The sequence below is a fragment of the Lamprocystis purpurea DSM 4197 genome (assembly GCF_000379525.1).
GTDB classification, from domain to species: Bacteria; Pseudomonadota; Gammaproteobacteria; order Chromatiales; family Chromatiaceae; genus Thiodictyon; species Thiodictyon purpureum.
The window spans coordinates 1-20,727 of record NZ_KB902539.1 but is presented as its reverse complement, the minus strand read 5'-3'; the positions used below and the strand labels follow the sequence as shown (position 1 = coordinate 20,727).

At 65.8% G+C, this 20,727-nt stretch carries 24 protein-coding genes, 1 tRNA gene and 1 pseudogene; 6 read left to right on the top strand and 20 right to left on the bottom strand.

The genetic code is table 11. The features are described from left to right. Position 1: 1 nt before the first annotated feature. The gene (locus A39O_RS0126115; protein WP_157640423.1) at positions 2 to 1,081 is read right to left on the bottom strand and encodes a tyrosine-type recombinase/integrase; all 1,080 of its coding nucleotides are present in this window, start codon (positions 1,079 to 1,081) and stop codon (positions 2 to 4) included. Between the two features lie 250 nt (positions 1,082 to 1,331). Beyond that, positions 1,332 to 1,421: transfer RNA gene (locus A39O_RS0126110), tRNA-Ser, on the bottom strand. A 228-nt stretch (positions 1,422 to 1,649) separates the two neighbouring features. On the opposite strand from A39O_RS0126110, the gene A39O_RS0126105 reads away from it, so the two are divergent. Beyond that, positions 1,650 to 2,318, top strand: a complete 669-nt coding sequence (locus tag A39O_RS0126105) for a Bax inhibitor-1/YccA family protein (protein ID WP_026199749.1) — start codon at positions 1,650 to 1,652, stop codon at positions 2,316 to 2,318. A gap of 110 nt (positions 2,319 to 2,428) precedes the next feature. Beyond that, positions 2,429 to 2,617 (top strand): hypothetical protein, encoded by a 189-nt coding sequence (locus A39O_RS0126100; protein WP_020507609.1) that lies wholly within the window; start codon positions 2,429 to 2,431, stop codon positions 2,615 to 2,617. Positions 2,618 to 2,693: 76 nt separating this feature from the next. Here the strand turns inward: A39O_RS0126100 and A39O_RS0126095 are convergent, their stop codons facing one another. Further along, positions 2,694 to 3,002: a helix-turn-helix domain-containing protein gene (locus tag A39O_RS0126095; RefSeq protein WP_020507608.1), complete on the bottom strand. Its 309-nt coding sequence runs from the start codon at positions 3,000 to 3,002 to the stop codon at positions 2,694 to 2,696. Position 3,003: 1 nt separating this feature from the next. Then, positions 3,004 to 3,267 carry a hypothetical protein gene (locus tag A39O_RS42365; RefSeq protein ID WP_211211736.1) on the bottom strand — a complete coding sequence of 88 codons (264 nt, stop codon included), beginning with the start codon at positions 3,265 to 3,267 and terminating at the stop codon, positions 3,004 to 3,006. On the opposite strand from A39O_RS42365, the gene A39O_RS0126085 reads away from it, so the two are divergent. The 4 genes from A39O_RS0126085 to A39O_RS0126070 all read left to right on the top strand — a co-directional run bounded on the left by A39O_RS0126085 (position 3,250) and on the right by A39O_RS0126070 (position 6,532). Then, positions 3,250 to 4,542 (top strand): NACHT domain-containing protein, encoded by a 1,293-nt coding sequence (locus tag A39O_RS0126085; protein WP_020507606.1) that lies wholly within the window; start codon positions 3,250 to 3,252, stop codon positions 4,540 to 4,542. The genes A39O_RS42365 and A39O_RS0126085 overlap by 18 nt on opposite strands. Before the next feature lie 737 nt (positions 4,543 to 5,279). Then, positions 5,280 to 5,741 (top strand): hypothetical protein, encoded by a 462-nt coding sequence (locus A39O_RS0126080; protein WP_020507605.1) that lies wholly within the window; start codon positions 5,280 to 5,282, stop codon positions 5,739 to 5,741. 48 nt (positions 5,742 to 5,789) lie between these two features. After that, positions 5,790 to 6,071, top strand: coding sequence for a hypothetical protein (locus A39O_RS0126075; RefSeq protein WP_020507604.1), 282 nt, complete (start codon positions 5,790 to 5,792; stop codon positions 6,069 to 6,071). 140 nt (positions 6,072 to 6,211) lie between these two features. Continuing rightward, entirely contained in the window at positions 6,212 to 6,532 is a 321-nt protein-coding gene (locus A39O_RS0126070; RefSeq protein WP_020507603.1) for a hypothetical protein, read from the top strand. Positions 6,533 to 6,694: 162 nt separating this feature from the next. On the opposite strand, the gene A39O_RS0126065 is transcribed toward A39O_RS0126070, so the two are convergent. From A39O_RS0126065 to A39O_RS42955, 16 genes and pseudogenes are all read right to left on the bottom strand, one after another. Then, positions 6,695 to 7,198: a ferritin family protein gene (locus A39O_RS0126065; protein WP_020507602.1), complete on the bottom strand. Its 504-nt coding sequence runs from the start codon at positions 7,196 to 7,198 to the stop codon at positions 6,695 to 6,697. Next, on the bottom strand, positions 7,195 to 9,024 hold the full coding sequence (locus A39O_RS0126060) for an FAD-dependent oxidoreductase (RefSeq protein ID WP_020507601.1): 1,830 nt from the start codon (positions 9,022 to 9,024) through the stop codon (positions 7,195 to 7,197). The genes A39O_RS0126065 and A39O_RS0126060 overlap by 4 nt, the downstream gene beginning before the upstream one ends. Continuing rightward, entirely contained in the window at positions 9,024 to 10,166 is a 1,143-nt protein-coding gene (locus A39O_RS0126055; protein ID WP_020507600.1) for an NADH-quinone oxidoreductase subunit D, read from the bottom strand. Before A39O_RS0126055 ends, A39O_RS0126060 begins: the two co-directional genes overlap by 1 nt. Beyond that, entirely contained in the window at positions 10,156 to 10,734 is a 579-nt protein-coding gene (locus A39O_RS0126050) for an NADH-quinone oxidoreductase subunit C (protein ID WP_020507599.1), read from the bottom strand. Before A39O_RS0126050 ends, A39O_RS0126055 begins: the two co-directional genes overlap by 11 nt. Further along, positions 10,731 to 11,510, bottom strand: a complete 780-nt coding sequence (locus tag A39O_RS35305; RefSeq protein ID WP_020507598.1) for an NADH-quinone oxidoreductase subunit B — start codon at positions 11,508 to 11,510, stop codon at positions 10,731 to 10,733. The genes A39O_RS0126050 and A39O_RS35305 overlap by 4 nt, the downstream gene beginning before the upstream one ends. A gap of 71 nt (positions 11,511 to 11,581) precedes the next feature. After that, on the bottom strand, positions 11,582 to 12,529 hold the full coding sequence (locus tag A39O_RS0126040; protein WP_020507597.1) for a respiratory chain complex I subunit 1 family protein: 948 nt from the start codon (positions 12,527 to 12,529) through the stop codon (positions 11,582 to 11,584). Positions 12,530 to 12,542: 13 nt separating this feature from the next. Next, positions 12,543 to 14,573: a proton-conducting transporter transmembrane domain-containing protein gene (locus tag A39O_RS0126035; protein ID WP_245561983.1), complete on the bottom strand. Its 2,031-nt coding sequence runs from the start codon at positions 14,571 to 14,573 to the stop codon at positions 12,543 to 12,545. A 2-nt stretch (positions 14,574 to 14,575) separates the two neighbouring features. Further along, positions 14,576 to 16,153 carry a complex I subunit 5 family protein gene (locus tag A39O_RS0126030; RefSeq protein WP_020507595.1) on the bottom strand — a complete coding sequence of 526 codons (1,578 nt, stop codon included), beginning with the start codon at positions 16,151 to 16,153 and terminating at the stop codon, positions 14,576 to 14,578. Continuing rightward, complete coding sequence (locus A39O_RS43275; RefSeq protein WP_020507594.1) at positions 16,150 to 16,641, bottom strand: Na+/H+ antiporter subunit C; 492 nt, start codon at positions 16,639 to 16,641, stop codon at positions 16,150 to 16,152. The genes A39O_RS0126030 and A39O_RS43275 overlap by 4 nt, the downstream gene beginning before the upstream one ends. After that, complete coding sequence (gene mbhE, locus A39O_RS0126020; protein ID WP_157640422.1) at positions 16,638 to 17,327, bottom strand: hydrogen gas-evolving membrane-bound hydrogenase subunit E; 690 nt, start codon at positions 17,325 to 17,327, stop codon at positions 16,638 to 16,640. The genes A39O_RS43275 and mbhE overlap by 4 nt, the downstream gene beginning before the upstream one ends. Beyond that, the gene (locus A39O_RS35295; protein WP_020507592.1) at positions 17,320 to 17,631 is read right to left on the bottom strand and encodes a Na(+)/H(+) antiporter subunit B; all 312 of its coding nucleotides are present in this window, start codon (positions 17,629 to 17,631) and stop codon (positions 17,320 to 17,322) included. Before A39O_RS35295 ends, mbhE begins: the two co-directional genes overlap by 8 nt. A gap of 4 nt (positions 17,632 to 17,635) precedes the next feature. Further along, on the bottom strand, positions 17,636 to 17,959 hold the full coding sequence (gene mnhG, locus A39O_RS35290; protein ID WP_020507591.1) for a monovalent cation/H(+) antiporter subunit G: 324 nt from the start codon (positions 17,957 to 17,959) through the stop codon (positions 17,636 to 17,638). Next, positions 17,956 to 18,276: a monovalent cation/H+ antiporter complex subunit F gene (locus A39O_RS35285; protein WP_020507590.1), complete on the bottom strand. Its 321-nt coding sequence runs from the start codon at positions 18,274 to 18,276 to the stop codon at positions 17,956 to 17,958. Before A39O_RS35285 ends, mnhG begins: the two co-directional genes overlap by 4 nt. Then, positions 18,273 to 18,797 carry a Na+/H+ antiporter subunit E gene (locus A39O_RS0126000; protein ID WP_020507589.1) on the bottom strand — a complete coding sequence of 175 codons (525 nt, stop codon included), beginning with the start codon at positions 18,795 to 18,797 and terminating at the stop codon, positions 18,273 to 18,275. The genes A39O_RS35285 and A39O_RS0126000 overlap by 4 nt, the downstream gene beginning before the upstream one ends. A 192-nt stretch (positions 18,798 to 18,989) precedes the next feature. After that, positions 18,990 to 20,309, bottom strand: coding sequence for a BREX system Lon protease-like protein BrxL (locus A39O_RS35280; RefSeq protein WP_245561984.1), 1,320 nt, complete (start codon positions 20,307 to 20,309; stop codon positions 18,990 to 18,992). A gap of 148 nt (positions 20,310 to 20,457) precedes the next feature. After that, positions 20,458 to 20,727, bottom strand: a pseudogene (locus A39O_RS42955) (hypothetical protein); the annotation flags it as partial.

Below are 20,727 nucleotides of genomic sequence, written 5' to 3'. Positions count from 1 at the left end.
GTCACTTTCCGCCAAGCATGGCGCCTAACGCACCTTCAAGAAGCTCGCGCGAGTCCTCTGCAACCAGGTGAACATAGCGCGCGGTCAGACCAGGGCCGGAACGGTGCCCCAAGATCGCGGCGATCTGGAAGGCCGAAGCCCCAGCACGGGCAAGGTAGGAACCGCAGGAGTGCCGTAGGTCGTGGATGCGCAGGTTCTCGACTCCCGCGGCGGCCTTGGCCTGGTTCCATGCCCAATCGAGCGGCGGGTTCTTATCGGGCGTCGCCCCAGGGAACAGGCGGGGATCGTCCAGGCGCCGGACCTTGGCCCATTCAGCCAGGCGGGCGCGGGCTTCGCCGATCAGCGGAACCCGCCGATCTTCACCGTTCTTGGTCTCGCGGAGCAGGATGCTTCCGGCTTTCAGATCCACGTCTGCCCAGGTGAGTTTCATCAACTCGCCACGGCGGGCGCCGGTCGCCAGGGCCAGGCGGACGAAGACCCCGAGCCCGGTCCAGTTGGCCAGGTCGCAGGCCTCGAGCAAGCGCGCGCGCTCCCCGTCTTCCAGGCAGCGGCCGAAGCGGTTGTTGTTCTCGCGACGTTGCCGGATACCGGCCGCGGGGTTCTCTTTGATCCCGAACCAACCCGCGTCCATGGCGGCCTTGTAGATCGTGCTGATTGCGGTCCGGTAGCGGTTCAGGGTAGCCGGTGACAGCGCGCGGTCGGTCGCGGTGACCAGGTGCCCACCTTGACGCGCGGTCAACTCAGCGAGCCTGGAAAGCCCCTCACGCACGGTGTCGCCCGTGAACTCGGACAGGGGACGGGTGCCGTACTCGTCACGCCACCAACCCGCGCGGGCGGTGACGCTCACGTCTTTGCCGTGGTACCGCGCCATGAAGCGGTCGATCAGTTCTGCCAGGGTGTGACGGCGCAGCTCGCCCCCGAGCAGCTTGGCCCAACGGTCAAAGTCGGCTTCGACCTTGGCGGCGAAGTCGGCGGCCTCGCGCTTGGTGCGGAAGTACTCAACGAAGGTCTGGTTCTTGCGGCGGATGCGCACTTGCCAGGGCTTGGCCTTGCGGTTCTCCAGCTTGGTAATGCTCGCCACGGTCTGCACTCCCGCAGTCCGACCGGGTAGGATGACGGGTAGCCATCGGCCGAACCTCGCTACAGGTTGGAAGGTGGACAGAGCCTCGGGGATGGTCGCACGTCCTCGGGGCTCGCTTGTTTACGGGCCACAAGAGCCCGCAACACGGCGCCAGTGTAGAGCAACCCGTCAGGGTTGTGGACTCAATTTGGACTCAAACCAGGGAGGGAAGCGCGAGGGGAAGCGTCAAACGAGAGCTAAGTATTTGAATTGGCGGAGAGGGTGGGATTCGAACCCACGGAGGGGGTAAACCCTCAACGGTTTTCAAGACCGTCGCTTTCAGCCGCTCAGCCACCTCTCCTAAAGAAGCCAGGACCGTGACTCGGGCCTTGCACCCAGGACCGTTGACCCTACCTTCAGCCTATCAGGATAACCGAATCCGCTCGCGCACCCAAGCACCGAAATTCTTGCCGTTTCGCCGCGCTTCGGTATCCTTAGGGGAACTCGGCCGTTCCGCTCGGGTCTCACGACACGCCAAGTTCCACGACGCTGTTCACGTCAAGCAATCTTCACGAGGAGTATGACCACCATGGCCAACACCGACTACACCCTGATGCGTGGCGCCCAAGGGGCGATCAGCGCCAACAAGGTGCTCAAGAACACCTACATGCTGCTGGCGGCGACGCTGGCCTTTTCGGCCGTGACGGCGATGCTGTCGATGGCCCTGCAGATGCCGCCCATGGTCTACATGGGCGCGGTCATCGTCTCCATGCTGCTCGGCATCTTCGTGCTGCCCAAGACCGCCAACTCCGCGTCCGGCATCGGCGTCATCTTCGGCATCACCGGCCTGCTGGGCTTCGGGTTGGGCGCCATCCTCAATGTCTACATGGCACTGCCCAATGGTCCCGAGACCGTCGCCCTCGCTTTCGGCGGTACGGCGCTGATCTTTCTGGGGCTCTCCGGCTATGCCCTGACCGCCAAGCGTGACTTCAGCTTCATGGGCGGCTTCATGTTCGCCGGCATGATGGTGGTCATGCTCGCGATCATCGCCAATCTCTTCCTGGCCATGCCCGCGCTGTCGCTCGCCATCTCCTCGGCCATCATCCTGCTGATGAGCGGCATGATCCTCTACGACACCAGCCGGATCGCCCGCGGTGAAGAAGACAACTACATCATGGCGACCTACAGCATTTATCTCAGCATCTTCAACATCTTCATCAGCCTGTTGCAGATTCTGGGGATCATGGGCGACGACTGACCTGACGCGGGCCGCCTGACCGCGGCGGCCCGTGATCGAGGTTGACCGCGTTGCAACCCCGGCCCGGTGTCGGGGTTTTTGTTGTTTGCGACACTCACGGGGGTACGGCGATGGAGCTGTTTCTGAAGATCGCGATGGCGGCGGTGCTGGTGCTGTTGCTGTTCCGACTGTGGCCGGCCTATAAACAATGGCAAGCGAGCGGCCGTAAGGCCGAGCAAGGCGACTGGCTGGCCGCCCTGCTGCCCTTGGGCGGGGTGGTGCTGGTGGTCATCCTGCTCATCGTGGCGGTGCGGGCTTAGCCCATCCCGAGGATCGGGTCGACGAAGTTGACACTCTTTAGCTTCAATCGGTTACCTCATCAAGTCCGACAAGCTGCTAGGCCGCGGACATCTCATCCATCAATTCGGGATGGCGCACGATGAGCCGCAACAGACATAGCACCCCACCCGGCGGCGCGAATCGGCCTTGCTCCCAATCCCGCAGGGTCGCTACCGGTGTGGCGATGCGCTCGGCAAATGCCTGTTGCGACAATCCTGACTGCGCTCGGGCGGAACGCACTAGGATCTGCTCGGCCGTCGTGACCCGGCCCATACCCGCCTGAGCCTCCTCGAGCGCCTGGCGCAGGTCCGGCAGGGCCTCGCCCGCGTCCGCCTCAATGGCCTTGGCAATCGCCTCGATGTCCATGTTAGACCTCTCGTTCAATGTCGCCGATGAATTCAAGCCGCTGCGCCTCCGTCCAGACCTTTTCGGCCTGCTTCTGGAAGGTCGGCGTTTCGATCACGGTGCGCATGGGGACGATTGTACGGGCATCCCGTAGCTGCTGTCCAGACGTTCGGTCATCGCCTTTGCTGCTCGGCGCGACGGCGACCTCCTTCTGTGGCTGCCGCCCCTGCTCGCCTGGGTCCACGATTACAGCGATGACGTGCAGGGCATGCAGGCGTTGATCCAACTGCTGCTGTCCGGCATGACGTTGGTGTTGCTGATCGCCCGCCCGCCGGACGCGGCGGCCGCCACCGCCGCGGCGCAGGCGGAGGAGCGCCGGGGGCTCGCGATCCTGCGCGCCAAGGTCACGCGGGAGGTCACGGAGCGGTTGGGCGCCTCGCTGTACCGACAGATGCTGATCGCGCTGGGACGCGAGGAGACCCCGGACGCCCTGGCCCTGCCGTGGGCGCGGGAGCTGGAACGCCCCGGTCTGCCGGCCCGCCCGGTGCCGACGGACACCACGACGCTTGCGCTGTTCGAGCAGGGCGGCGGCGCGCTGTTGATCCTCGGCGAGCCCGGCGCCGGCAAGACCGTAGAGTTGCTGACCCTGGCTCAGGGCCTGCTGACCCGACCGCCGCCCGCCGCCGACCCGTCCGACCCGCCGCCGGTCCCGGTGCCGCTGAACCTGTCCACCTGGGCCAGCCGGCGCCTGCCGGTGGCCGACTGGATCGCCGACGAACTGTTCCGGCGCCACCAGATCCCGCGCGCCATCGGCGCCGACTGGCTGGCCCGCGGGCGCCTGCTGCCGCTGCTCGACGGCCTGGACGAGGTCGCCGAACCGCACCGGGCGGACTGCGCCGCCGCCATCGACGCCTTCCATCGCGCCGACGGCCTGACCCCGCTCGTGGTCTGCTGTCGCGTCGCGGAATACCGCGCCTTGCCGCCGCTGGCGCTGAACACCGCAATCCACCTGCTGCCGCTCGACCGGGGCCAGCTCGAACGGTATCTGCGCGGCGCCGGCCCGGCGCTGGCGGGGTTGCGTCAGGCCATGGCCGCGGCCCCGTTGCTGGCGAAGCTTGCCGCCACGCCGCTGATGTTGAACGTGATGAGCTTGACTTGGCAGGAACGCCCCGCCGCGGCGATCCTAGCCGGCCTCGGCCCGTCGCTCGGCGCGCCGGCCGGGACCCAGACGGGCGCGTCGCCCGCCCCCGCCGACGAGGCCCGCGACGCGCTGTTCGCGGCCTACCTGGCGCGGGTATTCGGCCGCAAGCCGGATCAGCCCGGCCCTTGGTCGCCCGCCGATACCCGCCGCACCCTCGCCTGGCTTGCGGCGCGGATGCAGCACCACGGGCGCACCCTGTTCCAGATCGAGGCCCTGCAAGGGGACTGGGGCGGCCTTTCTCGATCACGGCGCGCGGCTGATCCTGTTGCAGCGCGTCGGCGGCGGCTGGGTCTTCATCCACCGCCTGTTGCAGGAACACCTCGCCGCCACCGCGCCACCGTGATGACCACGGCGGGCTGACCGCGCCCCATGGCCACCGGGTCAGCCCAGAGGCCGCAGGTCGTTTTCAGCCCGTAGGATGGGCCCGGCCCTATCAAACCACATCACTTCCGATCGCACCCGCACGGCTTCCTCGCCGTCCACGAGGTGCCGCCTCTTACTTCCCGATTGTTGGCCGAGTTGGTGATTTCCGGGAAATGATCTACCGACATGGAGGGGCGACTGAAGTCGCCCCTACAGTCCCCTGCGGATCGTGCTGCACCCGCACAACAGATCGGAGGTCGAGGTTTCATGAGGGCCGATGGCCCTCACCCCTGGGGGCGGAGGTCATCACCATCCTACCCTTCCTCACTCTGCCGACGCGCTTCACCAGATGCCGCGGCACTGACCACAAGGCCGCCATCCTGTCGGCCCGGCTACTCTCGGCGCTGTTCTTCGGCTTGCTGCATCGGTCACCTGCGACTGGAATTTGATCCAATGCATCACTATTATCCCGACCGCCTGCCTGGTGCCGATCCGGCACTGGATCAGGAGCTCGAATCGCTGGGGCACGACCGGGACGCAGAGCGTGATCAGCGTGCCGGCACCAGGTCTCTTGTAGGGTGCGGTGAGGCACGAACCTCACCGCTGTGGTGCGGTTCGTGCCTCACCGCACCCTACGTCGAGGGTGGTGCCCCCCGTGAACCGTTCACGGCTGCGCTGCAGGCTCCATTCACTGCACCGCATTCATCCAATCGCTCTGCACGAGGTCAAGACCCATGAAGACGCCATCACTCATCGTCGCCGGCGTTGCCCTGCTGGCAACCACCGCCGTCCATGCCATCGACGCGGACTACCGTCGTCTGCTCGAACGCTCGGGCTGCACCCAGGTCTCCGAGATGCAGGGCTGCGACATCCACAAGACCAAGGCGGAAAACGCCAAGGCGGGTTTCGTTGCGGACGCCCCCGCGCATGAAAAGGGAGCCGCAAGTCATACTCCTTATGCCGGACAATGGGTTGCCAAAGCCGCGTCCGGAGCCACCGTGGCCACCATCCGCATCGACGACAAAGAGCAGGTCTGGGTCAGCGGCAAGCGCGTGAACGCCAAACGCAGCGACGGCGCGCTGGTATTCCGGGATGGCAGCATTACCTTTACCATCCAGGGTGATCGGCGCTTGACAGGCGAGGACTACTGGTCGGATGCCGATGCCGGAACGAAGGGGCGCATCGTCCCCGAATAACCCGGTGAGGCCCGCCGCGGCCTTCAATGACGGATTCGTGCACGCTTTATGGGATTTCGACACGATGCAACCATCGACCGCAGAACCGGGCGGCGCCGGCTGACCGCGCTTGGACTCGCCCCCCTCACCCACCACGAGACGCCGGGCGGGGTGCCGGCCGCGAAATCCTCGCCGGACAGCTCGGTGCTCTCCCGGCTCCAGTCCGATGCTGCCTTCCAGCGCGCCATGAAGCAGCGCATGCACCCGGGCATGGTGATGGTGGTCACCGATAACCCGCTGCATCCGGATCGGCGCTCCGGGACTGATTGCGTCATCATGTCCTCGTCCTGACGCCGGGGGACGGGTCGCGGTCGCGCGGGCTTCGCCTGCGCGCCCCGGGTCATCGCGGGCTTGAGCTGCCGGAGAACCAGCCCATCGGGCTTGCATAGAAGTGTATGATTCCGGTTCCCGAGACACCCTGAGGCCCGGTCATGCGTACCCGATTTCGTTCAGTCCTGTTCGCTGCCATGCTCCCGTCCGTGCTGACGGTCGCTGTTGCCGATGTCATTCCGAGACCCAACAACTGCCCCAGGGGTTATTATCCCGACGGCAACTACTGTGTGAATAACTCCGACGCTCGGTCGCCTTCGCACGGCTATTACAGCAATCCCCAAGAGCCCCCGCCGGGGCGTCACTCCGGCTACCCGGCCTACCAGGCGCCGCCGATCATTGAGAAGCACGGCAACTGCCCCGCCGGCTACCATTCCAATCAAAAGGGCAAGAAGTGCATCCGTGACGGCTATGAAGACTGAGGGAAGCCGACAGCCCCCCGTGGGAGCGGCCTCCGGCCGCGATACGGTGCAGCAGTGAACCCCGATCCGGCGTAGATCCGGCGAGACCCTATCGCGGCCGGAGGCCGCTCCCACGGGGGCGCAGTGCGGCTGTCGCGGTAACGCGGACTGCTATTCCCGGCCTCAAACCCCGCCGCTGTGCACCATCTCGTAGTAGAGCTTCTCGAGTTCGGACTTGTGCTTGGTCTCCTCGTTCGCCAGATAGACGAACATGTCCCGAATGGGGCCGGGCTCGGTCCCCTCGGCCAATGACTGGTAGTGCTCCATGGCGATGTGCTCGCGCCCCATGGCGTACTGCAGCACCGCCTGGTCGTCCGGCCGGGGTCCCAAGTCGGGCAGGTGGACGGCGTCGGAAAACCGGGTGTTGTTGGCGGGGGTCTGGACCTCGACCGCGATCTGCTCGACGATGTCCGGATGGTCCGCGAGACCACGCAGCAAATCGTAGTGGCACTGCTCCTCGGCGGCCAGATCCTCCGCCAGCCAACGGATGTTCTTGCTGACCTTGGGGGCCAGATCGCGATAGAAATCACGGGCGCTGGCTTCGAACGAACAGGCAAGCTCCAGGACCTCTTTCAGGGAAGTCTTGGACTTGATCCGATCGTAGCTGCCCTGGTGACCCTCGATCATGGTGCGTGCTCCTGAACGGATAGATAGGCATGAATGCTGTCCGCGACCCGGTGCCCGTCGGCAACGGCCGACACGACATCCGGACCGCGCACCATGTCGCCCGCGGCCCACAGCCACTCCAGATTGGTGCGACCCTGGCCGTCGACCTGGAGGCGCCCGCGGTGCCATTGCAGCATTTCAGTCAGGGCCTCACCCAGCAGGGCCACATCCGCCGCCTGACCGATGGCCTCGACCACCATGTCACCCGCGTGAATCTGCTCATCGGCGGGGTCATAACTGGGGGCGAACCGACCCGCCTGATCAAAGATGGAGCGCACGCCCCAGGTCCGCAACCCCGCGACCTGACCCTCGCGCATCAGGATTTCCTGAGGCCCGCGGGCCTCCAGAATCTGCACGCCCTCCTCCCGCGCCTCCCTGATTTCATCCGCATCGGCCAGAAAGTGGTCCAGGTCTTCGAGCGCCGTCAAGGTGATTCTGACCTCGCCATAGCGCTGCTGCTGGAGCCGCGCGAGGGTGCGGGCGATATCCATGGCCACGTTGCCGCCGCCGATGATCACCGCGGACTGGGGGACCTCGATCGCTTCACCTGCCGCCACCGCCCGCAGCAGATCCACGGCCCGCTTGACGCCGGCCTGATCGGAGCCCGGCACCCGGGTGGAACGGCCCATCCAGAGTCCGACGCCCAACACCACCGCGTCATACTCCGCCCGCAGCCGCTCCATGGTCAGGTCGACACCGACCCGGGTGTTGTAGCGGATCTTCACGCCCAGAGAAGTAATGACATCCAGATCACGATCGAGCCGGTCGGCCGGCATCCGATAGTCGGGAATGCCGTAGCGGACCATGCCGCCGGCCTGGGCCTGGGCTTCCAGGACGGTCACGTCATGCCCTTGCCGGACCAGGTCGAAGGCGGCGGTGAGTCCGGCCGGCCCGGCGCCGACGATCGCGACCCGCTTACCGGAGATGAAATCGGCCCGACCCTCGGCCGCGATCTGTTTGACCCGTTCGTGGTCCACCGCGTCCATGGCGTAGCGCTTGAGCCAGCGAATGGCGATAGGGGCACCGCGATGGCCCACCGAACAGGCGGTCTCGCAGCGATGGGTGCAGACCCGGCCGCAGGTGTGGGCGAAGGGATTGGTGCGGTAGATCTCACGCACCGCGCCCTCCAGATCGCCTTTCCAGATGGCGCGGATGTATTCGGGGGCATGCATGTGGGTCGGACAAGCGTCGTGGCACATCCCGCACTGGACACAGCGCGATGCCTCGATAAGCGCCTGATTGGCGTCGTACCCGGCCACGATCTCGGAAAAATTCTCGATACGATCCGCCGGAGCCTGCTCAGTCATCGGCTGGCGTTCGAGTGCGACCAGGTCCGCGTCGGTCGACTTGGCCCAGCCCTTGGGATAGGGCGTGCCGTGGATCCCCCGGGCATCGGGCAGAATGAAATAGCTGTCGAGTTCGCTGTCCACACAGGTATGCACATATTCGCGCGAGAGCGCGATCGACCCCGTGGGACACAGATCCACGCACAAGGCACACCAACAGCAGCGGCCGTAGTCGATGGCCGGCCGCAGATTGCGGATGCCTTTGGCCGGGTCCTCCGGCAGGCCGGGGACCTTGACCATGGTGATGGCGGCGTTGTCGCAGACCTTCTGGCAGGTGCTGCAACCGATGCACAGGTCCCAGTCGTTCAGATGGAAGCCGCGGTAGTTCGCCGAGGCCGGGCGTGGACCCAGGGGCTCGGTGATCGGCTGACGGGCAAAGAACGACAGGTTCTTGAGCGGACCGAGCAGACCGCCCCGGTCCTGGTGATCGATGTCGCGCATCAGCGATCCACCTCCGGGGGGCAGGCGTCGAGTGAGAACATGATCTGGGCCACATCCTCGATCCGGCACCCGATCGCGAGCTGCTCCAGTACCTGGACCGCGTGCATCTGGGAGGGTCCGCGAACATGGGTGCGGTAGGGCCGCTCACCGCCGTCGGAGACCACATACCAGGCGAGTTCACCCTTGGACGACTCGACCCTGGTATAGGTGGAACCGGCGGGCACATTCCAGGCCAGCGGATTGGGGATTGGGCAGCGGATGGGGCCGGCGAGCGTCGGCAGCCGCGCCACGACCTGACGAATGATCCGGATGCTTTCCTTGATCTCGCGGCGCCGCACCAGCGCCCGCGCCCAGGCGTCGCCCGGTTCCTCGGTGGGAATCTCGAATTCGAGCTGATCATAGACCAGATAGGGATCATCGCGGCGCACGTCGAACTTCAGCCCGGTCGCGCGCAGATTCGGCCCGGTCACCCCCCACTCCAGGGCCTGCTGTTGACTGATCGGACCGCAGCCCCGTGCCCGGTGGACGAACACCTGGTTGGTGAACAGCAGGTTGTCATAGTCCGGCAGACGCGATTCGAGATAATCGAGCGTATTGGTAACCCGCTCGCCGAAGCCGTCCGGCAGATCCCGGCGCACGCCGCCGGGAATGTTATAGATGTGATAGACACGCCCGCCGGTCATTTCCTCGAACAGATCCAGAATCAGATCGCGGTCGGCGATGCCCCAGAACATCGGGGTATACATGCCGGTGGTGGCCGCATGTCCGCCGAAGATAAAAAGATGCGCGGCGATGCGTGAGAGTTCGAGCTGCAGTACGCGTAGCCATTGCGCCCGCTCCGGGACCACCAGTCCGCACAGATCCTCGACCGCCAGACAATAGCTGACTTCCATGGGCACCGGGTCCGGCACGCAGATGCGCGGCGTGATGGCCAGGTTCTGAATCCACAGCCGGCCCTCCATCAGCTTCTCGAACCCGCGGTGCAGATAGCCGGCATCCGCCCGCGCGGCGATGACCCTGTCCCCATTCAGACGGAGTTTGAAGGCGTAGTTGCCCTCGATGCCCGGATGATTGGGACCGATATTGAGCTCATAGTCGTAGCTCGGCGGCTGTCGCTGCGCTTCATAGTTTTCAGGTCTCATCGACATTCCTCCGGCTGAAGCGCTGCTCGTCCGGCGGCACGGCGATCCCGCCGCCGCGGGTCTCCAGATCCTTGAGCCAGTCCGGATGATAGTCCTGCCAGTCGAAGTGCTGATTCACCCAGGCTTCCGAGTCGAAATCCTTGCGCATGGGCGGCGGGCCGTCCCATTCGGTCAGGATGAACCGGCTCAGGTCCGGACTGCCCTCGAACCAGACACCGAACATCTCGTGGATATCCCGCTCGAAGAACGCGGCGGGCCTATAGATATCATAGACGGAGATATAGACCCCCGGCTCGCGCGGGATGCGCGTATGCACCGAGACCAGGGACTGTATCTCATAGGACCAGCAGTGATACACCAGTTCGAACTGGCCGGCGTCGATCCAGTCGACACAACTGATGGCCGACAGGTGCACAAAAGACGCGCGTCCCCGCAGCAGTTCCAGCAGCGCCGGCAAGGCGTCGGACGCCACATCCACCCGCAGCCGCCGGCGCGACGTGCGCCGGACCCTGATCCCCTCCAGTTCGGCCAGCAGGGTGTCGAGCCAGGTCGTCAGTTCGTTCGTCATTGCGCTGTTCCGCCCTGGTCCGAACGGCTCCGCCGCCGCATCAGCTCCGGAATCTCGATGCGCATCTCCAGGGCCTCCAGCGGACGCTGATGCTGTTCCAGCAGGGCGGTATGCGCACCCAGGGTCGCGGGTCCGAAGAGGTCGTAATGACGCGCCTCGGCAATCACATCGGTCGGGGTCTGCCAGTCGGCGCCGAACAGGCGCTGCTGATTGCCCAGATAATGGTCATAGCGTCGGTAATAGTCCTTCCAGGCGTCGGCCCGGCCGGTGCGGATGTTCTCGATCAGGCCGCGCAGCCCCTCGATCACCGCCTCCGGACGCGGCATACAGCCGGCGATATAGATGTCCACCGGCATATAGTCGTTGAGCTTCTTCGCGGTCGCATAGCTTTGCCAGTACATGCCGCCGTTGACCGTGCAGGAGCAGATCCCGATCACATACTTGGGTGAGTTCATCTGCTCATAGGTCAGGATCACCCGCTTCAAGGTCTTCACCGAGACATAGCCGGTGATCAGCAGGATATCCGCCTGACGCGGCGAGACCATCGGCTGAATGCCCAGCCGCTCCATATCGAAGCGCGAGGTCATCGCCGGGGGCAGTTCGACCGCGCCGCAGCCGGTGCAGTAATGCAGCATGAACAGCGACCGGGACTGCGCAAACCGCACCAGCTCGTCGAACACCCGGGCGAACGGGTTGGTGCGCTTCGTCCCCGGCTTCACGCCAATCTCAACCGGCCGCGGAGCGCCGGGCGTCGGAACCTGATCGATGTGGGTCACGCGTCACCTGCCAAGAAGGATGGGGCCGCGAATGAAGCCCATGAGCGGTGCGTTCATCCGCGGGGGAAACGTCAGTTCATCACAAATGCGATACCGAGCAGCCCGATCATCGTCGGCCACTTCCAGAACAGGCGCACCATGTCCTCGGTGCGATAGCGGGGAAACACCATGGCGATGGTCATGGGGATCGCCGTCACGACGAAGACTTTGAACAGGAAGGTCAGCCAATTCTCCCCGCCGCCCAGAAACAGCGCCACGTAGAGCACGCCCGCCGTATACAGTTGGAAGCACTGCATCACGAAGAGCCCGCCCAGGAACTTGCCGCCCATCTCGACCATGGGACCGGTGGCGATCTCGGCCGGGGCGACATAGATCTCGAAGGGCTGCTTGCCCAACATGCCCTGGAGCGCGAAGAGCCCGGCCAGGGCCAGCAGCGGCATCTGGACGATGCCCCAGGTGGCGATACCGCCGGCCTGCTGGGCGGCGATCAGGTACACCAGATTCAGTGAGCCGAAGTGAAACGCCACGCCGAAGATCACGATGACCATCGGCACATCATAAGCCAGCATCGCGGTGAGCGCCCGCGAGATACCAATAGAGCCGTTGGGGTTGGCACACTGTCCCACGCCCAGGGCCAATCCCAGGGAGGGGATCATGGTCATGTACAGCAAGGCGATCAGGCCGCCCTGCGCCGCCAGACCGTTCATGCCCGGCACCGGCAGCAGGGTCACCGCGGCCACATAGCCGCCGATCGCCATGACGATGCCGATCTCGTGGATCAGCCCATGCGAGGTCTGCGTTTCCTTGGCGTGCAGCTTGATGATATCCCACAGCGGCTGCAACAGCGGCGGACCCACCCGGCGCTGAAGTCGTGCCGCGATCTTGCGCAACATCAGCACCAGGCCCAGGCCCACAACGAAAGCGATCAGCGGCATCAGGATCAGTTCCAGCACCAGGCCCAGCCAGCGGAAATCCACGGCTGCCAACCCATCCAGACTCACCGCGCTCAACCAGTCCATCATTCGCTCCGTACTACAAGACCCAAGCCAGCATGGCCACCGCGGCAGCCAGCATCAACAGCGTCGGCTGCGCCAGCCGGTACAGCCCCTCGGCCCCGAACGAGACCAGATCCAGGGTGGCGGCCAGGGAGCGCTCCAGCCACCGGAAGGAGCCGCGATACCAGGGGCCGATCAGATGCATCAGACCGGCATAGAAATTGTCGCTGTACTGGTAGTGCACATCGGCCGTCAGGAAATGGCCGCCCGCATAGTTGTCGAGCTGGTGGACGCGTCTGGATCGGCCGCCGAAACCATAGAACACCAAGGCGCCGACACCGAAGCCCGCCATCAGGATGCCGACCAGCCAGATCATATCCAGGCCGCCGCGGGGGTCGACGATGCCGCCCAGCACCCAGGGCACGACCGGCAACCCGAGTTGCCCCTGCACCTGGGCGACCCAGCTCAGCGCCGGTCCGGGAATGAAACCGGCCAGGAAGATGAGTGCCGACAGCCCGAGCATGGGGATCAGCATCGACAGCGGGGCTTCCGCGACCTCCTGGTGCTCTACCCGCAACTGGCCCAAGAAGATGTTGTGGATCAGCTTATAGACCGACAGGATGGTGCCCAGGGTGCCGACCACCGCGGCCACGAACAACAGCGGCATCCCTTCGGTGATCAATGAGCGGTAGACCATCCATTTGGAGACGAAGCCGGCCATGGGCGGCAGGCCCGCCAGGCTGATGATGCCGAACAGCAGCACCAGGAAGGTGAGCGGCATCCGGGTCACCAGACCGCCAAGCTGGTTGAGGTCCGCCGTCCCGGTGCGGTGAACCACGGCAAAGACCGCCATCAGCAGGGCCGCCTGGGTGATGGCGTAATTGAAGCAATGCAGCAGACCCCCGGCGGAGCCGACCGCGTCACCCACCATCAGACCGAGCAGCATATAGCCGCCCTGCCCGATCCCGTGCCAGGCCAGCAGATAACGCGCATCATGCTGCTGCAAGGCCGTATAGGTGGGCACGATGATGGTGAGCGCGGCGATCCAGGCGATCAGCTCGCGGCTGCTCATGAAGGTGTAGGGAATCTCCAGGGTCATCAAACGGCTGACCCCGATCATCCCGACGATGAAGACGATGATGCCGAAGAGCCCCATGCGCGCCGAGATCGCGCCCAGGAAGACCGATCCGGCGCCTGGTGCCTCGGCATAGGCCGCCGCCTGCCAGAGGTGGAACGGCAGGAGGCCCAGCTTCACCGCAAAACCCCCGCCAAGCAACAGGAGCAGGGTCCAGACCTGCGCATCGGTCATGCTGCGGATGGCGGCGACGACCGCATCGTATTCGAATGAGCCGCTGATACCGTAGATCAGGGCGATGGCCCCCAGGATCAGCATGGCCCCGCTGATGGCATAGGCCAGATATTTCAGCGCGGCCTGAGCAGCCGGACCGCCGACCAGGGCCATCAGCAGGAAGCTGGCCCAACTCACCAGTTCCCAGCCCAGGAACAAGGACAGCAGGTCCGCGCTGCCGACCAGCAGCAGCATGCCGAAACAATTCAGGGCCAGGGCGACATGGAAGGCACGCGCGCTCCGGCCCGCCTCGCGATACCGGCGCATCCAGGACCCGGCGGCATACCAGGCGGTCACGAACCCGGTCCCGATGGTGATCATGGCGAAGAACCAGGACAAGGCGTCGTAGGACCAGTGCAGCGACTGATCGGCGACCGTGATCCGGACCGCGGCGGCCAGCGGTGCGCCGAACAGCGTGTCGGTCGACAGCAGGGCGGCGAACTGGGCCCCATAGAGCAGGACCGCCAGCACCCCGGCGCTGCGCAGCCGACCCAGGAGCAGCATCAGCAACAGGGTGAGCGCGCTCAGCATGAAGAGCCGATCGACCGGGTTCATGCCGATCAGCCATTCCAGGGATTGCTGACCGTAGCGCGTCCAGATCGCGGAGTTGGTCACTTGGTCCAGGAACTCCCGGATTACGCCCGCGACGGCATCGAACCCGTCCGGCAGGTGCAGCCCGGCGAGTAGTTGATCCACCACGGTCGTCGGGCTCGTCGCCATGGTCATTCCTTGTAGGCCAAGGGTTGGGGAAAGACGGTGTCGATATAGAGCAGCACGTCACCGGTCTGCTGTGCCAGGACGCGCAGGGCCTCGGTCGTCGGGGTAATCGCGACGCTGATCACCACCAGACAGGCCCCCAGCAGATAGGCGACGCCGGTATCCCAGCGTGCCGGCGGGGCCAGGCGGAGCGCCCGATCCGGCACCGGCGGCTGATAGAGCCGCAGGGCGACGCGGAACAGGTAATGGGCCTCCACCGCGGTCGCCAGCAGGATCGCACCCAGCGCCAGCAGATCCAGCGGCGAGCCGCCCTGCACCAGCCCCACCATGATCAGCAGCTTGATCCAGAAACCCCAGAGCGGCGGCACGCCGATCAGCGACAGCGCGAAGAGCACAAAGAGTCCGGCCGCGCGGGGGGCGCCCTTAGCCGCCCCCGTCAACGCATCCAGCCCGCCGCTCCAGCGGTTCGCCAAGCCGAAGAGCGCGGACTTGACGATCAGATGGTGCAATGCGACCGCGGTGCCGGCCAGGATGCCGGTAGTCCCGTCGATCGAAAAAGCGATGGCGACCAGACCGAGCTGGCCGATCGAGGAGAAGGCGAGCAGGCGCGGAAAATCCTGCGCACGCCAAGCCGAGAACTCGCCGGTGAGCACCCCGAGCACGCCCAGCACCAGCAGCAACTGGCTCGCCTCCGGTTGCTGGAAGACCAGGATCAGCAGCCGCACGATGACCAAGATGGCGAGTTTCGACACCAGTCCGGCCAGCAGCGCGGAGACCCGTGCCGGCGCGGTGGCGTAGACCTCGGGCACCCAGGCGTTGAGCGGAAAAAGCTCCGCCTTGACCCCGAAACCGATCAGCAGCAGGGCGAAGGCAGCCAGACCGATCGGCCCCTGCAGCGTCTCGGGCGCCACCTGCGCAAGCTGGGCCAGATTCAGAGTGCCGGTCTGCAAATACAGGATCGCGATGCCGACCAAGGCCAGCACCGACCCGAATGCGCTGATGAAGAGATACCGCAGGGTAGCAATCCAGGCGCGCCCGCTGCCGTCGGCGCAGACCAGACCGAAGGAGGCCACCGCCGCCAACTCGTAGAAGACAAAAATGTTGAACAGGTCGCCGGAGAGTGCCAATCCAGTCGCAGCCGACGCCAACAGCAGCGCCAGCGCGTCGCGGCGCGGCGCCCGCTGCCGATCGGCCGCAACCTCAGACTTTGCGCCAGCACCCAGGCCGGGCCAGAACAGGAGCGTGAAAACCTGAACCGCCAGGGCGAACAGCAGCGCCAGTTGATCCGCGTAGAACACAATCCCCAGGGGCGCGGCGAAACCGCCGATGGCCACGCTGAAGGGTGCCGGACCCACCTCCAGCCAGGTGTTGAGGATGATCCAGGCGCCCAGCGTCAACACCAGCGGACCCAGCAGCCGGGCCAGGAAGCGCGACACCTGGGCCAGCGGCTGCATCAGAAAGGCGGCCAGCAGCGGCAGGACCACCGGCAGCACGATCGCGTTCGCGGTCATGACCCTGGTCAGATCAAGGTTTAAATCCAGGTTCAGACCAAAGAGCAGATCGACAGGCAGCTCAAGCGTCATGCGCCGCGCTCCCGAACGGGCGCGGAACGCCGCACCAATTCATAGTCCGGAACCGGCGGCAGCGGGCGCTGACCGAGCGGCGCCTGGGCGCTGCCGGGCGCCGCAATGCCCGCGGCGGCGGCGATCTCGCCCTCCATCCGCCGCCGCAACTCCCGCATATCCAAGGTCCCATAAGACCGGTAGACCCGCACCAGCACGGCGACCGCCAGCGCCTGCACGCCGACTCCGATGACGATGGCCGTCAACACCAACACCTGGGGCAAGGGGTCCACCAGCGGCGCCCCGGCCGGACCGTAGCCGATGATGGGCGCGATGGCCCCGTCGCGAAATCCGGTCAGGACCAGCAACAGATTCGCGCCCGACTCGGCCATCGCCAAGGCCAACAGCATGCGGAACAGATGGTTGCAGATCACCAGCCCGAGGCCGCCGATGACCACCAGGCCAATGGCTCCTGCATAGCTTACGGTTTCAAGGGACAAGGGAATCATCGGTCGGGCGCCTCCGTATCGGCCAGGTGAGCCAGGAGCCCGGCCAGTTCGGCGCCGACCTTGAGCCCGATCGCCACCGAGAGCAGCGGCAAGGTTCCGGCCGAGACCAGTTCGCCCATGGTCCCAAGCGGCAGCAAAGGGGTCAGGAAGTGACCATCCTCGACCAGAGCCCAGAGGCCGATCAGGATAAAGGCCGCGCCCGCCAGCCCTTCGATCCAGCCGAGCAAGGCATGGTTGAGCGTCCGCGCCGGATTGGCCAGGAGCGCCACGAAGAAGGCCGCGGCCAGAATGACGCCGCCCTGAAACCCGCCACCCGGTGTCAGATGTCCGTGCACCACGATGAAAATCCCGACCACCAGCAGCAGCGGAAACAGCAGATCGGCCCCGGCGCTCAGCACCAGCCCGCCGGGCGGATCGCGGCGGGCGTCCGCGCGCCGGTGCCCCAGCACCAGGCTGGCGGCGGTGGCCGCGGCGAACAGAATGGACAACTCACCCAGCGTATCGAAACCCCGATAGCCGGCCAGGATGGCGGTGACGATGTTGGCGGCGCCAAGCTCGGGGCCGGCGACCCGCAGATACTCGGCCCCGACCCGCATGTCCGGATGGCCGAGCGCCAGTTCGGCGCCGATCACCAGTAACAGGAAGAGCAGTCCGGCGCTGAAGACCAGTGAGGCAATGTCACGCATCGGCATCGCCCCCCGCCCCCGCGCGCCCTGAAGCGGGCTTCAGTACAACCGCGTCGCCGTCATCCAACTGCCACAAGCCGAGCCGACGCAAGGCCAGGGCCAGGATGACACCGCTCAGACCGGCGCCGACCGCCGCCTCGGTCATGGCCACATCCGGCGCCTGCAGCAGCACATAGAGCACCGACAGCGCGAGCCCGACGACCGCGGTGGCCGCCACCGCGGCGACGAAGCTGCGCAGCGTCAACACCAGCACCGCGGCGACGAGCATCACCACCACGATCACCAACGCAATCCAGGTGAGCATCGCCTTACCCCCGTCCGGTGCGATCGTCGGCCACGCCGGGCGCCGCCTGCCAGGGCCGCACACCGGAACGGTAGAGCGCGCGGGCGATGGTGGACGAGGACACCGGACTGGTGAACAGAATGAAACCCGCGATACAGACCAGCTTGGCCCACCACTGGGGCTGCAACAGACCGATACCGATCAGGACACCGATCGCCCCCAGGGTCGATGCCTTGGTGCCGGCCTGGATGCGGTTATAGACATCGGGCATGCGCAGAATGCCAAGCGCCCCGAGCAGGGTGAACACCGCCCCGGCCAGCAACACCAGATCGGCGATGTACCGGATCATGAGCGATCTCCGTCGGCGCCGTCCCGCTCGCCGCGCGACTCACCGGTGCCGTCGATGGCGCGGGCGATGGCGACGATCGCGATGAATGACAGCACCCCGTAGACCAGCGCCACATCCAGAAACAGCGGGTTGTCGAAGAGCAGTGCAAGCCCCGCGATCCCGGTGGTGGTGATCACCGTCAGAGTGTCGGAGGCCACCACCCGATCCGGCGCCCGCGGCCCCAGCACCAGCCGCACCAAGGCCAGCAGCAGCGCCAGCCCGAGCAGCACGAAGGCCGCCGTCTCCAGTGGATTCAGCGTGATGGCGTACAGGGTCATTTCAGAAACCCGCGGATGTGCCGTTCAAATGATTCGGAGATGGCCGCCGTCGCCGCGGCCAGATCGGTGCCGGGCGAGCAATCGATCCAATGGACCAGCAGCCGATCGCCGAGCACGTCGATCGTCAGCGTGCCGGGAGTCAGGGTGATGCTGTTGGCGAGCAACATGCGCCCGAGCGACGACCGCAGCCGCGTCTGCACCTCGACCACCCCGGGGCGGATCGGCAGCGACGGTGACAGCACCCGGCGGGCGACATCCAGATTGGCACGGACCAAGGCCGCGAAGAACACCCAGAGATACCGGAGCAGATGCACCGGCGCGAGCGGCGAGAGGCGCACGCCGCCGAGGATGGCGAGCCGCGGACCGGCGATCAGGGTGACCAGGACCGCCGTCACGCCGCCCGCGATCAGTTCATCCTGACGGAGAGTTCCCGCGAGCAGGACCCACAACAGAAAAAGCACGGCCATGGTAAAGAGATAATGGCCCAGTGTCGGACGCGGGTCGGCGCGGTGCTGTTCCACAGGGAGACCTCACAAGACCGGGCGAACCCCGGATCGGGCCACAACCATGGGGCGCCGGCGACTGCCAGGACCCCGACATGGCGGGGAGTATACCCGCGTCGGCCTAGATCGGCATCACGGCTGCCGACGGTCCGGCCATCCTGTTATCGCCACGAAAGCACACGGAAAGCGCGGACTCCAAAGAGCCACGCATCAGTCCACCAATGCTTTGAGCAACGCATCCCGCCCGTCCTGATAGAACTCGATGTCGAGCTTCGTCGCCATCTCGTCCGACAGGTCGAACAACTGCCGGCGACACGCCACGGGGAGCAACAGCGACTTTGCTCCTTTCTCAACCGCCAACTCGGCCAGTGTCACGGCGCTGTGTATCGGCTCGATGGTTCCGCCTAGGGTGACCTCGCCCACCACCACCAGCCCGCCGCGGACTGATTTCTTCAGCAGTGCGCTGGACAGCGCGATCAACGCCGCCACGGCCGTCTTGGCACCGGACCTGGCCGCGTCGAACCCCCGCAGTTGCACCGAGAACTCATGGGCGCGCGGGTCCCGGTCGCCGACCAGTTGCGGCGCGCGCGCGTAGAGGTTCTGCTCAGCACACCGGATCGATTCTTTGAACGCTGCCGGTACCGGGTTGTTCAGCACTCTGACGCCACTGCCCGGCCCTTCGGTGGCCTCCAGCCGGAAGAGGCCCGGATGCTCGTCCTGCCCGCCGGGGCTCAGGGTCCAGATCTGGCCGCACTCCAGGGGCTCGTCACCGATGCCGCTTTGGCTCTGCAACTCGGGCGGCAGCGGCCCGAACAGGTGGCCGATGCGTTGCTGATGCTCCACGTCCACCTCGAAGTTGCCCACCAGGACCACCGAGCCGTCGGCGCGAATACTCTCCTTGCCGCGCGAGAACTCGCCACTCTCCATATAGCCCTTCATGATGTTGACCCCGTCCTTCTGATCGAAGGAGACACCCGACACCTCGTCAAAGCACACCACGTCGTACTGGCACACCAGGCCGCGCTGGCCTGTGGCGTTGTTGACGAACATACGCGCCACGGTGGCCTTGCCGCCTGAGATCAGGTGGGCATAGGGCGACACCTGCTGGAACAGGTGCGATTTGCCGGTACCGCGAGGCCCAAGTTCAACCATGTTGTAGTTGCGCTCGACGAACGGCACCATGCGCAGCAGCAGCGCATCCTTGGCCCGGTCGGACAGGGTGCCAGGCTCGAAACCGACGCTGCGCAGCAACAGGTCGCGCCACTCGGAGGTGGAAAAGTCCTGTCGTCCCTTGGCCAGCACGTCCAGGACTTCGCGCTTGGACAACTGGATGGCCCGCAGGGAGTCGACACCAAAAGGTCGCCCGCCCTTTTCCTGCGCGATCGAGGCGTCATAACTCAGTGTCATCTCGGCGTAGAAACCGCCGGTGAGCATCCGCTCGTTGTCGGTGACCATCGCCGGGGTCAGTCGGACATCGGTCAGCCGCAGGCTGGGCAGGGTCGCGACGTACGAGTCGGTCCGCGCGTCCAGACGCGCCGTGATGATGTCGATGATCTTGACCGAGCCCGACTCGCGTGCGCCTTGAACAGCTCCTCCTCACCCGCCTTCACCGTGCGGGAGCCGAGTTGCCGCTGGACGATGTCCAGCCCCTCCTGGATCTCCGCACGGCGAATCCGTTCTAGCCCACCGTGGCTGGCCGTCCCCGCGGGCGGCGGCGGGAGTTTTCCGTCATGCCCAGGTAGTCGAACACCAGGCGGACGTTGCGTGCCAGGCGTTGGATGGTGGCGGCGACCGTGTCGCGGGATTTTGACTTGATGGCGCCGATGGCGAAGCGACGTAGCGCGGTGATGTTGGCGGGGCCGTGGCCGGTGCGGATGGTGCATCGGTCCTCGTCCCAGTTCCAGTCGAGGATGTAGTGGCAGCTGTTCTCGATGCTCCAGTGACAGCG

Bases quoted from the DNA above. Each gene is read 5' to 3' on its own strand.
- A39O_RS0126105 (WP_026199749.1), top strand. From the start codon at position 1,650: ATGGCCAACACCGACTACACCCTGATGCGTGGCGCCCAAGGGGCGATC.
- A39O_RS0126100 (WP_020507609.1), top strand. From the start codon at position 2,429: ATGGAGCTGTTTCTGAAGATCGCGATGGCGGCGGTGCTGGTGCTGTTG.
- A39O_RS0126095 (WP_020507608.1), bottom strand. From the start codon at position 3,002: ATGGACATCGAGGCGATTGCCAAGGCCATTGAGGCGGACGCGGGCGAG.
- A39O_RS0126085 (WP_020507606.1), top strand. From the start codon at position 3,250: ATGCAGGCGTTGATCCAACTGCTGCTGTCCGGCATGACGTTGGTGTTG.
- A39O_RS0126080 (WP_020507605.1), top strand. From the start codon at position 5,280: ATGAAGACGCCATCACTCATCGTCGCCGGCGTTGCCCTGCTGGCAACC.
- A39O_RS0126075 (WP_020507604.1), top strand. From the start codon at position 5,790: ATGGGATTTCGACACGATGCAACCATCGACCGCAGAACCGGGCGGCGC.
- A39O_RS0126070 (WP_020507603.1), top strand. From the start codon at position 6,212: ATGCGTACCCGATTTCGTTCAGTCCTGTTCGCTGCCATGCTCCCGTCC.
- A39O_RS0126065 (WP_020507602.1), bottom strand. From the start codon at position 7,198: ATGATCGAGGGTCACCAGGGCAGCTACGATCGGATCAAGTCCAAGACT.
- A39O_RS0126060 (WP_020507601.1), bottom strand. From the start codon at position 9,024: ATGCGCGACATCGATCACCAGGACCGGGGCGGTCTGCTCGGTCCGCTC.
- A39O_RS0126055 (WP_020507600.1), bottom strand. From the start codon at position 10,166: ATGAGACCTGAAAACTATGAAGCGCAGCGACAGCCGCCGAGCTACGAC.
- A39O_RS0126050 (WP_020507599.1), bottom strand. From the start codon at position 10,734: ATGACGAACGAACTGACGACCTGGCTCGACACCCTGCTGGCCGAACTG.
- A39O_RS0126040 (WP_020507597.1), bottom strand. From the start codon at position 12,529: ATGGACTGGTTGAGCGCGGTGAGTCTGGATGGGTTGGCAGCCGTGGAT.
- A39O_RS0126035 (WP_245561983.1), bottom strand. From the start codon at position 14,573: ATGGCGACGAGCCCGACGACCGTGGTGGATCAACTACTCGCCGGGCTG.
- A39O_RS0126030 (WP_020507595.1), bottom strand. From the start codon at position 16,153: ATGACGCTTGAGCTGCCTGTCGATCTGCTCTTTGGTCTGAACCTGGAT.
- A39O_RS43275 (WP_020507594.1), bottom strand. From the start codon at position 16,641: ATGATTCCCTTGTCCCTTGAAACCGTAAGCTATGCAGGAGCCATTGGC.
- mbhE (WP_157640422.1), bottom strand. From the start codon at position 17,327: ATGCGTGACATTGCCTCACTGGTCTTCAGCGCCGGACTGCTCTTCCTG.
- A39O_RS35295 (WP_020507592.1), bottom strand. From the start codon at position 17,631: ATGCTCACCTGGATTGCGTTGGTGATCGTGGTGGTGATGCTCGTCGCC.
- mnhG (WP_020507591.1), bottom strand. From the start codon at position 17,959: ATGATCCGGTACATCGCCGATCTGGTGTTGCTGGCCGGGGCGGTGTTC.
- A39O_RS35285 (WP_020507590.1), bottom strand. From the start codon at position 18,276: ATGACCCTGTACGCCATCACGCTGAATCCACTGGAGACGGCGGCCTTC.